Here is a 13,382-nt window from a genome sequence, read left to right as displayed (position 1 = left end):
CAGTCAGCAGCTTTTTATGTGCATCCTCGGGGGGACAACAGGCCGCTTCTCTACAGGTGCCGTGGTCGCCTGCATGCTGCTGCCAACGTCACGCGCCGCATGCACGTGCCAAACGGGATCCCCATTCTCATCAACGCTTTTGTGGCGATCCATAATGATCGCATCCGGGCCATATCCCTGACGCACCTTGGCCAGTGCTTCATGCAGTTTGGGAGCTGAAAATATCTTAATTTGCATCTTGTAGTCCAATACTTCCCAAGGTTTGAACCCTTATATAGGAAGGTATTTCGGCGATGGAAAGTACCGCAATACGAGCCATGGCCTTACTAAGGGAGGCTGACAGTGGTGCCCTTAATTCTGGTGTAGTCAGGATAATGGTGGTGCTCAGATCATGTTCTGAAACAGCATCATTCAAACGCATCAGGAAGCTCTGCCAACGGTTGATATTCAGAGGCAGTGCCCACTCCGTATACTCTCCAAGCCTCTCCAGCATCTCCTGTTCGATGTCAGACTTAATGGTAAACACGCCTAACTCACCTGTTGGGTTAAGATGCTGCTGAACAATATTCCGCCCCAGTCGAACCCGAACCCTTGCCGTCAATTCAGCGACACTAAGGTTCTGCCCGCTGTTGTCGGCAAGTGATTCAACGATCATGAGCAGGTCGCGGATCGGCACCCACTCGGCAAGCAGCTGATGCAATACATTCTGCAGCAGACCTATAGAGACCTGTGCGGGGATAATCTCATCGATGATTTTGCCATGCTGCTCAGAGAGTGTGTCTACCATCTTACGCACTTGGGCTCGGTCGAGTATTTCATGTGAATATTTACGCAGAATTTCGGTCACATGTGTCGCGATTACAGTTGCCGGCTCTACCACCGTATAACCTGATAGCTCTGCCTTCTGGCGCTGCTCATTGGAAATCCAGATTGCAGGAAGACCGAAAGCAGGCTCAAGCGTTGGTTCGCCTTGGATACTGGGGCCTGTAACCTGGCTTTCAAGTGCCAGCAGACTGCGGGGCTTCATCTCTCCGCGACCAACCTCTGCACCACGGATCAATACTTTATACTCACCCACCCCGAGCTGAAGGTTATCCTTGATATGGACGAATGGCAGGATGAAACCAATTTCCTGTGCGATTTGCTTACGCACGCTTTTCAGGCGATCCAGAAGATTGCCATCATTGCTCGATTCAACCAGGTCAATCAGCCCGTAACCCACTTCCAATCTGATAGGATCCACCACCAGCAAGTCAGTCAGAGGCGCTTCCTGCTGCTCCCCTGCTTCCTGCTGTGCTGGTTGAATCGCTTCGGCCTGCATAGCACGGCTTTCAGCCTCCGTTTTAAGGTACCACCAGACTATAGCCGCTCCGGCAGATAATACGGCAAACGGAATAAAGGGAAGGCCTGGCATAAAGCCGAGCATTAACATTGCGCCGGAACCCACGATAAACAGACGAGGGAACTGGGTGAACTGGTCAGTAAGCTCTACCGAAAGGGATTTGTCGCCTCCCGCTCGGGTGATAATAATACCTGCTGCTGTTGAAATAACGAGCGCAGGGATTTGCGACACAAGCCCGTCTCCAACCGTCAGAATACTGTATATCGACATGGCTTCTGCCAGCGGCATTCCCTGCTGCATTGTGCCGATAATAAGGCCAGCAAAAATATTGATGGCGGTAATAATCAAGCCTGCGACAGCATCTCCTCGAACAAACTTCGAAGCGCCGTCCATGGAGCCATAAAATTCCGCTTCACGGGCAACGGATTCGCGTCGCTGCCTGGCTTGGTTATCATCAATCAGACCTGCATTCAGATCGGCATCAATGGCCATCTGTTTACCGGGCATGGCATCAAGTGTGAAGCGGGCAGAGACTTCAGCAATACGGGTGGAGCCCTTGGTGATAACGATAAAGTTAATCAGCACGAGAATAAGGAAGATAATTAAGCCAACGACGGTGTTGCCGCCGACCACAAACTCGCCGAAACCTTCGATGACATGCCCGGCAGCAGAAGGCCCCTCCTGCCCATTGAGCAGGATCAGGCGGGTAGTGGCCACATTCAGCGCCAGGCGGAACAGGGTGGTCAGCAGCAGCAGGGAGGGGAAAATGGAAAAATCAAGCGGCTTGAGTACGTAAAGGGACGTCAGCAATATCAATATGCCTACAGATATATTTATAGCCAGGAACATATCCATAAGCACAGTCGGCAAAGGCACGACCATGATCATCAGGACAGCAAGGACACCGACTGCCAGCATGACATCAGAGTTACCGCCCATGCTTTTGAAGGCCCTAGAGGCTATTGCCTGCATGTTACAGCCCCCCCATAGCTTTCTGATCATCTACGGAACGGTGATAGAATGGCGCAGACATGAACAAACCTTCCGTTTGCTGAAGCGCCATAGGCGACAGTACAGAGAAGCTTGTATTTTGCCTGTTATCCCTAAGCTCTGGCATTACCTTCCGCCTTGATTCTATAAATTTCTGCAATGATAACGGCGACCGCCTCATACAGATGTTCGGGAATTTCATCTCCGATCTTTACGCTCTTAAACAAGGATCGCGCCAAAGGTTTGTTTTCCCTGATGGGAATCTCATTTTCCCGGGCAATTTCCCTTATTTTTTCAGCAACCTTGCCCCTGCCTTTTGCCAGAACCTTGGGGGCGCCTGCGCTGCCAAGAGGGTAGGATAGGGCAATGGCGATGTGGGTAGGGTTGGTAATGATGACATCTGCCTTGGGAACATCTGACATCATACGGTTTCTGGACTGCTCCATCTGAATTTGCCTTATTTTTCCTTTAAGGTGCGGGTCGCCTTCTGACTCCTTGTGCTCGTCGCGAATCTCTTTTTGCGCCATACGTTGTGATTTGGCATGCTCCCACCGCTGGTAGATCACATCCATCAAGGCTATAAAGAAAAAGATAAACGCCACCAGGCCGACCAACGTCAAACTCCCCTCCACTGCAATCCTGGCAATGGAGAGTGCATCTTGCCTCACTGAGGCAATTGCTAGGGGCAGAAGGTCAACTATGCTAAACCAGCACGCCAAACTAATGACACTTAACTTGACCAAAGATTTGACGAATTCTGACAATGCGCGGGTCGAAAATAGCCGCTTGATTCCTTTCATCGGGCTTATTTTTTCAAACTTGGGCTTGAGTGTCTCAAAGGAGAATACCGGGCCGGTAACCATTACCGTAGCAAGCACGCCTATAAGCAAAATAGGAATAGCGATGGGAAGGACAATGGCAGCAACATCAGAGAATATTTTTATTATCAGGTCTTGCATGCCGCCCGGACTGAGATCGACAACCAAGCGCCCTGAAAAGCAGTCGCGCATCAGTGCGGCGAAACGCTCAATCATAAACTCGCCCGCGCCAGTAAAACCAATCGATGCCAACACCAGAAAAGCAAATGCTGTTGAGGGCTCTTTACTCGATGGGACCTGACCTTTTTTTCGGGAATCTTCTAGCCGCTTGGGGGTGGCTTCTTCCGTTTTTTGGCTCTGATCTTCCGCCATTAGCTAAACCAGCCTGGTTTCATAGCTTATTATACACCGGCCAGGGATTGCAACAGCGAGGGGAGGCTCTTTGAGATCCCGGAATAGCTGTCATACATCAGCGAAACGATACCGGGCAGGGCAAGCGCAAAGGCCAAGAACCCGAGCCCAATGCCCAGCGGCTGGCTGACAAAAAACACCTGAATCTGAGGCACTGCGCGGGCAACCAAACCTAATGCGACATAAAGGAAAAATAGCAGCAAAAGCATGGGTGCAACTAGGCGGAGGCCAAGGGCAAACATATTGCTTGCCATATCATTGAGTGCCATAAACCCGGAGAGATCCAGAGGCTGACCAATGGGCAATACATGGAATGAATCTGTCAGCGCAAATAAAAAGGCGTTATGGGCACCTACTGAGACCCAGACCAGCATGGACAACACACTTGCAAATTGACCAACTACGGAAATCGACGAGCTGGTAGTAGGGTCAAATACATTAGCAATAGCCAGACCCATCTGGTAACCCATAAGCTGCCCGGCAAGCTGAGCAGCAGCGAATATAAGCTGTGCTACCATGGCTAGCATGGCGGCAATCAATATCTCCTGAATGGCTATGAGCATCAGAGCCACTGGAGATGCAGGCATCTGAGGCAGTGAAGTTGCCACGACTGGGTACAGAAGAATGGCAAGCAGGGCGCTCAACCCGATTTTAACCTGACTAGGAACCAGACGGTGTCCGATTACGGGCAGTAGTATTAGCAGAGCGCTTACCCGCAACAGCACCAGCATAGCACCGACGACTTCTTCAATATTCAGCAGAGGAAGTTCCATGCTAATTGGTAATGGTTGGAATCAATTCAAAAATATGCCTGGTATAATCCACCAAAACTTCAACCAGCCAGGGGGAGATCAGGGCGAGACAGAGAAAGACGGCAACAATCTTTGGAACAAAGGTAAGTGTCATTTCCTGTATTTGTGTAACCGCCTGAAACAAGGAAATAGCCACACCCACGATCAGAGCGACAGCTAGTGTCGGTAGAGAAAGCTTGAGTACCATGTAGAGGGCTTCAGTGCCCAGATTTATAACGCCGTCAATGCCCATGCGACCAATGAGCAAATTAGAGGCCATATTCATTCATGTGCCTGCATTAACAGCTGCAGGCTTTCGTCAGACAGATGGACAACAGCCTTGATTTTGACGTTTCCACCAGCATCTGTTTATTTATATGCTTGCCTTTTGAATTTCATGCGTCATTATTTTGACTGGCATAAGAGATGCCTAGACTGCAGAGGAGTCCCGAATGGAACAGTCCGCGTTTATTTTACTGGTTGAAGACAATGATGAGTTCCGTCAAATCCTGAAAGAGTTGCTGGAAACATCAGGATATCATGTCACTGCTGCGCCCAATGCTACCAGAGCTCGTGAAGCACTCGACCTGGGAAAGTTTGATATGTGCATACTTGATGTGCGCCTGCCAGATGGCAATGGCATAGAGCTGATGCGTGAATTCCGTAAGGGTGATCCGGACATGGGCATCATTATCATGACTGGCTATGCAGAAATAGACACCGCCATCGACGCTGTACGTTTAGGTGCCAACGACTTCCTGAAGAAGCCGTTTGCTCTTGATGAAATGCTGGTACGCGTTACCGAATTGATGAAAACGCGGCAGCTGCGTAAGGACAATACCTCACTACGGGAGCAGGTTCGTTCAACAGAAAACCTGACTGGGTTCACTGGTCAATGTGCCGCGATGCGCCATCTGCAGGAGACGGTGAATCTTCTTGGCAGCTCTGACAGCACCATTTTGATCTCTGGCGAATCCGGCAGTGGCAAGGAGGTGCTGGCCAAGGCGCTGCACCGCACAGGCAGCCGCTCAAACAAACCTTTGGTTTCAATTAATTGCGGCGCGATTCCGGAGGAGCTACTGGAATCGGAGCTGTTTGGCCACGTCAAAGGAGCCTTTACCGGCGCCATCAAGTCGCGTCCTGGACGCTTTGAACTGGCCAATGGGGGCGCCATATTCCTTGATGAAATCGGAGATATGAGCCCAAAACTTCAGGTGAAACTCCTGCGCGTTTTGCAGGAGAGAAGTTTTGAACCAGTCGGCAGCCAGCAGAGTATTGAGGTGGATGTGCGCGTCATAGCAGCAACGCACCGGGATTTGGAAGAGGAGGTTGCAGCTGGACGCTTCCGGGAAGATCTCTACTATCGGCTTAATGTGATTCCACTGCATCTGCCTCCGCTGCGGGAGCGAGGTGACGATATCCTGCTGCTGGTTAACCACTTCCTGAACTATTTCAATTCCGAAAAAGGTTCAAATATCACAGGACTCTCCAATGATGCCAAACAGGCACTACTCTCCTATGAGTGGCCGGGCAATGTCCGCGAATTACGCAACCTGGTGGAGAGGGTCTGCACACTGAAGCGCGAGGGCGTAGTCGAAACAAGTGACCTGCCATCACGCATGATTAGTGAGCAGGCTCGTATGGCTCAGAATTTCCAGATCGATATCAATGAGGTGGATCATATCGATCTAAAAGCCACTGTGGATGAGTTTGAGAACCACCTTATTCAATCTGCGCTGGAGCGCTTCAACTGGAACAAAAATCGTGCGGCTAACTTTCTCTCCATGAACCGGACAACACTGGTTGAGAAAATCAAAAAGAAAGGCATCTCCCAGCCTTCAGAGTAATACGCATGTCGCGCCTGCCCGCCTATCTGTGCGTTAGCGTTGATGCAGCAGTTCTGAGCCCATTTCAACAATAAATTCAACGCGGCGATTTTTCGCTCTGCCCTCAGGGGTGGCATTGGAGGTGATCGGTCGCGTATCGGCATAACCTGTTGCATGCAGCCTGTCGGGGGAGATGCCGACTTCAATCAGTGACTCAACCACTGAAGCGGCCCTCGCTGAAGAGAGCTCCCAGTTAGAGCGGTAGCGCCCTCCGGAGATAGGGATGTTATCACTATGGCCAGCGACCTCGACCCTGCCGGGGTAACCCTGTAAGAGCTTTGCCAGATCCTTTAGCGGGGTGCCGGCTGATTCGTTGAGAGTAGCCTCACCAGCCCCGAAAAGCATGCTGGCATGCATCTGCAGGCGTATCTGACCGGGGGAAACCTTGACGTCCATGACCCCGCCCAGTGAGTTGCTGCCGATGATACGGTTGAGTTCCTCCTCCAGCCCCTGGCGCTGGCCCTGCCGTTTGATCGTCGCATCCATTGTGACTGGTGTCTTCTGATTCTCTGCTTTCATTCCATCAGAGGTCTCCTGCACTTGTACGCCGGCTTTTGGTGCATTAAGTGTCCCCATGACAATAAAAAGGCTCAACAGCAGGGTCACCAAATCCAGATAGGAGACCATCCAGGTATCTTGCGTTATCTCAGGTGAGTCATCGATGGGTTCCGGCTCATCCAACCCATGTGTGCGAAGCAATGAAAGGGCTGCAGGGCTATCACCTGACTGTTCTTTGTTCACTGTCTCCAGCATTAGAAATTATCATCCGGGCTGGCGCGCAGGGAACGCTTTCCGGATGATGTGCGCAGCTCATCGTCGTGTGAATCACTACTGCCCCGCAGTTCATCCTCATATTGTGCTGAAAATGATTTCAATGTTTCCCGGATAAATATAGGGCCTCGGTCACTCGCAAGCATAATCGCACCCTCGACAATCATACGCATGATCATGGTGCGTTTCTCAGTGCGCCGTTCAAGTTTGATCGCAACGGGCTTAAAAATAAGATTGGCCAGCAATACGCCGTAGAGCGTTGTCATCAGCGCCACCGCCATATTATGACCCATATTCAATGCGTCAGGACCATTCACGCCATAGAGCATATTGACCATGCCTACGAGCGTGCCGAACATGCCAAAGGCAGGTGCATAAGCGGCCATGGTGTGAAATATCTGTGCCTCTGCCCGCTCCTTTTCCCTCAAGCGTTTAATGCGCCATTGCAGCATATTTACAATCTCATCGGCTGGCGTGTTGTCGACCACCAGTTGGATGGAGGTGCGCAGAAATGGATTTTCAATTTTTGCGAGCCGCTCTTCTATTCCCGCCAGGTTTCCATGCCTGCGAAAGCGAGCAGCTTGGGCGATCTCATAAATGTCATCACGGATAGAATATTCGGTGCGATGGAAAACATTAGCTAGGGCTCTACTGATTTTCTTCAGCTCGTGGGTTGGATAGCTGACCAGTGTCGCGGCCATAGTGCCGCCAATTACAATAATCAAACCTGTCAGGTTGACGTATATCCCCGGCTCTACAGCTGAGAGGAAAATGGAGAGCACGATCAGCCCGAATCCTGCCAAAATGCCGGCAATGGTTGAAAAATCCATTTAACCCTCTCCTTGTTTTATAACGGTCATGTTGAATTGAATAAAGCGTTTGCGGAGAGGTTGAGCAATTTTACTGCCAACCCCCTCGAGCTGGCTGATATTTTGCTTATGCTGATTCACTGATTTGCAAACACAGCGGCTCAGTTGCTTGAAATGTACAAGGGAGATCGGATGTCTTTACGTTGGTCCTGGAGTTTATTTTCAGTTTTGCTGACGCTCGTCAGCTCTGCTGTCATAGCGCTTAGCATGATTACTGTTGAGCGTGATGCGCTGCGAGCCGGGCAGGAAAATCAGCTTCGATTAACAGCCTCCATACTGTCAGAAGCCCTGAGCATGCCGATGATGGCCGACAGCAGGGCTGAAGTTGACCGGCTGCTGGAGAAGTTTATTGAAACCTCACCTGGCGCGATGATTTATCTTCGCTGGGCCAATGGCGAAAGCGAAACGTTTGGTGAAGGGAGGATCCCCAGCGACGTAACCTCCTCCCTTCATGTGAAAGGGGCGTCTGTTGAAAGGCAGGAGCGCTGGTATGCCCAGGGCATTGATTTCAACAACTCAAATCTGGGGACAATTGCACTGCATCTCCCGGCTCCGGAAGATGATATTTATAGCGGCGAAATGAAACTGTTTCTCGCCATGCTAGCGCTGCTGCTTGCCATGCTGGCTGGTGCTCTGGCCTATCGTTTCTCTGCTGCTATCACGCAATTGATGCACAGGCTTTCAGCGGCATCAAGGAAGGTTGGGACAGGCGACTTCTCCGTTCACATTCCCGGTTATGGCAGCGGTGAGATGGGGAAGAGTGTGGGTGATTTTAATCAAATGGTTTCTCAGCTCTCCAGTCGGCAGATGACCCTTGGACTGTTCGGCCGCTATCAAAACCCCCAACAGGTCTCTGACAGCTTCGACAGAACATTGGTCAATTCAGACCAGCCGGCTAGAACGGTTGCCGTCATGGCCGTCGAAATGGTCGATTTCGGAGCCTATTCCTCCTCAATTCGTGAGTCCGGAGGGCTCTCTGGGCTTAACCGGTTTTTCAGCGTATTGGACAACATCGTTTCGGCCAATGGAGGCCATGTCGATTCGATTTCAGGCAGCCGCATGGTTGCCGTATTTAATCACCCATTAAACCTGAAGAACTATCAGGAGCGGGCAGCAATGGCCTCCCTGGAAATCATTGAGGCCTCTAAAAATCTATCGCTGCAGCAATCCGACGGAACCGCTGTTGCCTTCAACGTCGGCCTTGCTCAGGGCGAGGTGCTTACCGGCTACCTGGGGAGTGGCAAACATAGGGAGTTCAGGGCTGTTGGCGCACCGGTATCACTGGCAGAGCATCTGGCCTTGCTGGGGAGTGGCGATGAAATCATTGCCGGCGGCGAGATTCTGCATCAACTCGGATATGGTTTCGAACAGAGCAGCCTGGGAACCCAGACACTTGCTGGCGGCGAAAGTTTACAGGTCGCAAACATCACCCCTAATACAGAGCGCCTGATTGAAGCAGTGCAACAAGGTGTCTCTGCAGCAATCAGCAATATGGAGCCTGATGGCCTGGCTGCACCTTCCATCTGAACGATTAAAGGCATCAGGTGCTCCTCCCCTAAAGGAGCAGTCGTTCATTGAACTAAACTATAACGCTTTTCTTTTGAACTTAAATACATCCACCATACGCTTAAAGGGACTAATGATCGGAGGGGGTATTTCTGCACACCAAGGTACATCCGATGCCTGGATATCCAAGTTCTTGGCGGCATGTCCCATGTCATTAAAAATCGCAATCTTGCCGTGAGACTTTTTGGCCAGAAGGATGAAGGTTCTAGTCAGGCCGAAAACCAAAGCGCTTTTGACAATAACAGCTCGTTTGGAATTTCCTCCCCAAGGCTCAATGAGCATTATTTCTTTCATCTGCTTATAATAATAGTTAGTCGATGTTACTCCAGACAGATCGTAAACTCCCTTACCATCAGGATGGAAGTCTGGGTCATCCCGTAGCGTTTCAGTAACATCGAAGACCTCTTCGACAGACACATGCCCCCATGCGCGCAAGAAGACCGTATTTAGTCGACTATTGATGCAATACTCAATCGGCATGATCTCCTCCTTTAATTTTAAATTAATAGCACACCCCCATAAAACTGCCAGCTGAGGTATCATTAATTTTGAATGTCCGGGCTTGGCCGGAAGTAGCTATTTAATCGAGTGCGGCATGGGTTTTGCTTATACCCACTATTATGCATTCTGCCTCAGTTCTTATTACGACTATTTTGACGATCCTGATCCTCAACACGGGCATCTGCCATGCGGCGGATCAGAGTGACGTTAATAATGTGCGCTCTTTCGTGATGCAGGGCGAAACACATCGCGCCATCAGCCTGGCCCGCACGCTTCTGGCCGACACCAGCCTGAGTAACAACCAGCGTTATGAACTGCTGCTTTTGCTGGCTGAGTCGGAGGAAAAACTCACAACAGCGAGGAATTATGACGGTGCAGAACTGAGCATCCGGGCATATCAGGATTTGCATAAAGAGTATCCGCAGCGATTCGAAGCTGTGAAAATGCACTGGAAAGTGGCATGGCTAAGCTGGAACCAGCGCAAGTATGATCAAGCGGATTCTGCCCTGCAGGCTATTTTACAGGAGTATCCTCACGCTCCAGAGGCGAAAAAAGCGGCCCTGCTACATGCGCGCTACCTCATTCAGCGGAGCAAGTTCCAAAACGCTCGGGGAGTCCTGTTCAGGTATTTCGGCCTGGGTACGGATGTCTCTGATCTGGAGGAGGCAGAGGGGTTTGTCTGGCTGGCCATTATCGATGATGCTGATGGCAACAGTAAACAGGCCTTCAGGAATATGGCCGATGCCTACAACCATCACCCAGGGGTCATTGAGAAGGATCCGTTTCTTTATGCTGCATACATCCGCCTTTTATCCCAGTACGAAACCCGCCAGGTTCAATCTGCTCATATCGTTCGTTTTCTGAAGAAATATGCTGCTAAACCAGAGGCTTTGGATGTACGTCTGCTGCAAGCTGATATTCTGGCTGAGCAGGGGGATATCCGCGGCGCAGATACCATTTACGGCATTTTGGCAAGCCGCTACAGGGAGTCGGCGGTCGGCAAACGAGCCTATATACGCCACCTGATGCAGCAGAACAGGGATCTCACCGACACTGAAAAGCTGAAGGAGCTGCTGGATAAGCTCTCGCGGATAGTGGCGAACAACCAGCTTTCTGAAATTGAAATCGAGGCAACGCTATATCAGGCGCGCACTCTGGTACGCCTTGGTGCCAATGACCCCGCATACCTCTCCAGGGCCACCGCATCCTATGCCATTGCGGCATCCTCGGAATCCCCCTCCAGATTTGTTGATGCTGCCCGTAGCGAGGGAAAGGAGCTGCTGGGCAGGCATATCCAGAGCACGCTTGAGCAGAAACAGTGGCTTCAGGCTGTTGTGCTGTGGAAACGATACCCACAGATCAGGCCTGAAAAGTCGCAAAAACTGGCTTTCGGGATTGCACAGGCCTACATCCGTTTACTGGACTTCGTACACGCCGAGGAGATGCTGGAGCGTTTATATACTGAGGCTGCCAATTCAGTCTGGTCGCAGCGCATTATGCTTGAAAAAGCCCGCCTCTGGGCCGACCGCAATGATCCCGATGGTGTCATTAAAATCATGCAATGGCTGGCCAAGCATGAGAAGACACTTTATCGCCAGGACTTTCTGCTGATCGCAGCGAGCATACAGAACAGCCAGGAAGATGCTTCGGCAGCCAGCCAGACCTTGGCAAATATCAATGCGGGTGATTTGACGCCCGAGCTGCGTAAAACATACTGGCTCACCAAAGCTCGCATCAACCTGAACTTGAAACGCTGGCACACCGCTGCTGAAGCATGGAAACAGCTGGCTGATGCAAGCGAGGGCGATAACAGATGGCAGTATCTCCTGGAGCAGGCCGATGCCCTGATCCAGAGCAAGGGATACATAGAGGCAGAGACAGCTTTACTGCAACTGCCGGAATCTGAGCAGAAAGCAGCATGGCACTATGCGATGGCACTATGCGCTCTTAATACAGGGCGCTGGAGCAAGGCCAGGGAACATCTCATTCCATTAAGTACGTCTGATTCTGACCCGGACTATCAGTTAAGGGCACGCCTGCTGCTAGCTCAGGAGCAGGCAGACCAGGCGAAGAGGAAATATCAATGAAGAAGATATATTTATTGGGCTTTCCAGAGGCTATTTCACCAGAGTTGTGTGTTCAGCTTGGGCGCGTAGCGCCGGACCTTCCTGTTGAAGCACAGGAACAGTTTCAGGCCGACTGTTTGCAGGCGGATTCCGAGACGCTGTTTTTCCTGATGGACTCACACCTTGCCAATATGCAGGCGAAACAGATTTTTCAACATGCGCCGATGGCCACCCTGGTTGTGCTGGCGGATCAGATGAATGCTGATCGCGCCTCGCAGCTCATGATTGCCGGAGCTACAGACTACCGTGCACTGCCGTGCGCTGATGAGATTCTCAGTATCTATATCCGTAAGGCACAACATCAGGCGGACCTCTCATCACAGGCCAACAAGCAACGTAAAGGCACCAACATATTTGTCACCAGGGACATTGAAACCAGGCGTTTGCTGGACCAGGTAGCCCTAGTTGCGCCCAGTCGCGCCTCCATTCTTGTGCTTGGCGAATCAGGAACGGGCAAGGAGCGTCTTTCCCAGTATGTTCACCAGTGTTCGAATCGACATGACTGCACCTTTGTTGCCGTCAACTGTGCGGCTATTCCCGAAGGGATGATTGAGGCTGAACTGTTCGGTTATGAAAAGGGGGCATTTACCGGCGCCACAGGCTCCCGGCCGGGCAAGTTCGAGCTTGCGCATGGCGGCACGCTGCTGCTCGATGAGATCACCGAGATGCCGATGCATATGCAGGCGAAATTGCTCCGCGTGATTCAGGAGGGGGAGGTTGACCGCCTGGGTGGAAGAAGCCCCATCAAGGTGGATGTGCGCATTATTGCCACCAGCAACCGGAATATCGAGGAAGCCATCAGTGAAGGCGTGTTTCGCCAGGATCTCTATTACCGCCTGAATGTGGTGACGGTGTCACTGCCTCCCCTGCGCAACCGTCCCGATGACATCATACCGCTGGCCGAGCACTTCCTCGGGCGTTTCAGTGAAATGTATGGCAAACCCGCACCACGCATCAGCGAGGCCTGCATGGATTATTTGCAGCAGTACAACTGGCCTGGCAATGCGCGTGAAATTGAAAACTGCATGCACCGTGCATTTCTGACCTGTGCGGGAGATCAGCTCCAGGTTGAATACTTGAGTCTCGACGGGGCTTCGAAGCCACCTGTCGCCGGGGAGGGTGAAATCAAGGCTGGTATCAGTATCCGGGATATGGAGCAGGCTCTGATAAAGCAGACGATCAAGCATGTGAAAGGAAACCGTACTGAGGCAGCAAAACTGCTCGGCATCAGCATCCGTACATTAAGGAACAAGTTGAAGGAGATGGATGCTGGCATGGTACTTGCTGAAAACATGGTGTCATCTGCCTGAC

At 51.3% G+C, this 13,382-nt stretch carries 12 protein-coding genes; 4 read left to right on the top strand and 8 right to left on the bottom strand.

The window, feature by feature from the left end:
- Window positions 1-3 precede the first annotated feature (3 nt).
- The 5 genes from Ga0123461_RS00725 to fliQ all read right to left on the bottom strand — a co-directional run bounded on the left by Ga0123461_RS00725 (window position 4) and on the right by fliQ (window position 4,638).
- A complete protein-coding gene (locus Ga0123461_RS00725; RefSeq protein WP_100276594.1) occupies window positions 4-237 on the bottom strand; it encodes a hypothetical protein in 234 nt (77 codons plus the stop codon).
- Entirely contained in the window at window positions 227-2,314 is a 2,088-nt protein-coding gene (flhA, locus tag Ga0123461_RS00720) for a flagellar biosynthesis protein FlhA (RefSeq protein WP_100276593.1), read from the bottom strand. The genes Ga0123461_RS00725 and flhA overlap by 11 nt, the downstream gene beginning before the upstream one ends.
- A 131-nt stretch (window positions 2,315-2,445) precedes the next feature.
- Window positions 2,446-3,522, bottom strand: a complete 1,077-nt coding sequence (gene flhB, locus Ga0123461_RS00715; RefSeq protein ID WP_100276592.1) for a flagellar biosynthesis protein FlhB — start codon at window positions 3,520-3,522, stop codon at window positions 2,446-2,448.
- Window positions 3,523-3,551: 29 nt separating this feature from the next.
- Window positions 3,552-4,334, bottom strand: coding sequence for a flagellar biosynthetic protein FliR (gene fliR / locus Ga0123461_RS00710; RefSeq protein ID WP_100276591.1), 783 nt, complete (start codon window positions 4,332-4,334; stop codon window positions 3,552-3,554).
- 1 nt (window position 4,335) lies between these two features.
- Window positions 4,336-4,638, bottom strand: a complete 303-nt coding sequence (gene fliQ, locus Ga0123461_RS00705) for a flagellar biosynthesis protein FliQ (RefSeq protein ID WP_335645314.1) — start codon at window positions 4,636-4,638, stop codon at window positions 4,336-4,338.
- 166 nt (window positions 4,639-4,804) lie between these two features.
- Between fliQ and Ga0123461_RS00700 the strand changes: the two genes are divergently transcribed.
- Window positions 4,805-6,199 (top strand): sigma-54-dependent transcriptional regulator, encoded by a 1,395-nt coding sequence (locus Ga0123461_RS00700; protein WP_100276590.1) that lies wholly within the window; start codon window positions 4,805-4,807, stop codon window positions 6,197-6,199.
- A 33-nt stretch (window positions 6,200-6,232) separates the two neighbouring features.
- Here Ga0123461_RS00700 and Ga0123461_RS00695 read toward each other — a convergent pair whose 3' ends face one another.
- Both Ga0123461_RS00695 and Ga0123461_RS00690 read right to left on the bottom strand, forming a co-directional pair.
- On the bottom strand, window positions 6,233-6,979 hold the full coding sequence (locus Ga0123461_RS00695) for an OmpA/MotB family protein (protein WP_232710264.1): 747 nt from the start codon (window positions 6,977-6,979) through the stop codon (window positions 6,233-6,235).
- 11 nt (window positions 6,980-6,990) lie between these two features.
- Entirely contained in the window at window positions 6,991-7,839 is an 849-nt protein-coding gene (locus Ga0123461_RS00690) for a motility protein A (protein WP_100276588.1), read from the bottom strand.
- A 171-nt stretch (window positions 7,840-8,010) separates the two neighbouring features.
- On the opposite strand from Ga0123461_RS00690, the gene Ga0123461_RS00685 reads away from it, so the two are divergent.
- Window positions 8,011-9,405 (top strand): adenylate/guanylate cyclase domain-containing protein, encoded by a 1,395-nt coding sequence (locus tag Ga0123461_RS00685; protein ID WP_198507081.1) that lies wholly within the window; start codon window positions 8,011-8,013, stop codon window positions 9,403-9,405.
- A 57-nt stretch (window positions 9,406-9,462) separates the two neighbouring features.
- Here Ga0123461_RS00685 and Ga0123461_RS00680 read toward each other — a convergent pair whose 3' ends face one another.
- Window positions 9,463-9,924: a hypothetical protein gene (locus tag Ga0123461_RS00680; protein WP_100276586.1), complete on the bottom strand. Its 462-nt coding sequence runs from the start codon at window positions 9,922-9,924 to the stop codon at window positions 9,463-9,465.
- Between the two features lie 140 nt (window positions 9,925-10,064).
- Between Ga0123461_RS00680 and Ga0123461_RS00675 the strand changes: the two genes are divergently transcribed.
- The gene (locus Ga0123461_RS00675; protein WP_100276585.1) at window positions 10,065-12,032 is read left to right on the top strand and encodes a tetratricopeptide repeat protein; all 1,968 of its coding nucleotides are present in this window, start codon (window positions 10,065-10,067) and stop codon (window positions 12,030-12,032) included.
- A complete protein-coding gene (locus Ga0123461_RS00670) occupies window positions 12,023-13,381 on the top strand; it encodes a sigma-54 interaction domain-containing protein (RefSeq protein ID WP_100276584.1) in 1,359 nt (452 codons plus the stop codon). Before Ga0123461_RS00675 ends, Ga0123461_RS00670 begins: the two co-directional genes overlap by 10 nt.
- Window position 13,382: the final 1 nt, after the last annotated feature.

Source organism: Mariprofundus aestuarium (assembly GCF_002795805.1).
Taxonomy (GTDB): domain Bacteria; phylum Pseudomonadota; class Zetaproteobacteria; order Mariprofundales; family Mariprofundaceae; genus Mariprofundus; species Mariprofundus aestuarium.
Note: the sequence above shows the minus strand (reverse complement) of the source record. Positions and strands in the feature narration are given on the sequence as shown.

Bases quoted from the DNA above. Each gene is read 5' to 3' on its own strand.
- Ga0123461_RS00725 (WP_100276594.1), bottom strand. From the start codon at position 237: ATGCAAATTAAGATATTTTCAGCTCCCAAACTGCATGAAGCACTGGCC.
- flhA (WP_100276593.1), bottom strand. From the start codon at position 2,314: ATGCAGGCAATAGCCTCTAGGGCCTTCAAAAGCATGGGCGGTAACTCT.
- flhB (WP_100276592.1), bottom strand. From the start codon at position 3,522: ATGGCGGAAGATCAGAGCCAAAAAACGGAAGAAGCCACCCCCAAGCGG.
- fliR (WP_100276591.1), bottom strand. From the start codon at position 4,334: ATGGAACTTCCTCTGCTGAATATTGAAGAAGTCGTCGGTGCTATGCTG.
- fliQ (WP_335645314.1), bottom strand. From the start codon at position 4,638: ATGAATATGGCCTCTAATTTGCTCATTGGTCGCATGGGCATTGACGGC.
- Ga0123461_RS00700 (WP_100276590.1), top strand. From the start codon at position 4,805: ATGGAACAGTCCGCGTTTATTTTACTGGTTGAAGACAATGATGAGTTC.
- Ga0123461_RS00690 (WP_100276588.1), bottom strand. From the start codon at position 7,839: ATGGATTTTTCAACCATTGCCGGCATTTTGGCAGGATTCGGGCTGATC.
- Ga0123461_RS00685 (WP_198507081.1), top strand. From the start codon at position 8,011: ATGTCTTTACGTTGGTCCTGGAGTTTATTTTCAGTTTTGCTGACGCTC.
- Ga0123461_RS00680 (WP_100276586.1), bottom strand. From the start codon at position 9,924: ATGCCGATTGAGTATTGCATCAATAGTCGACTAAATACGGTCTTCTTG.
- Ga0123461_RS00675 (WP_100276585.1), top strand. From the start codon at position 10,065: ATGCATTCTGCCTCAGTTCTTATTACGACTATTTTGACGATCCTGATC.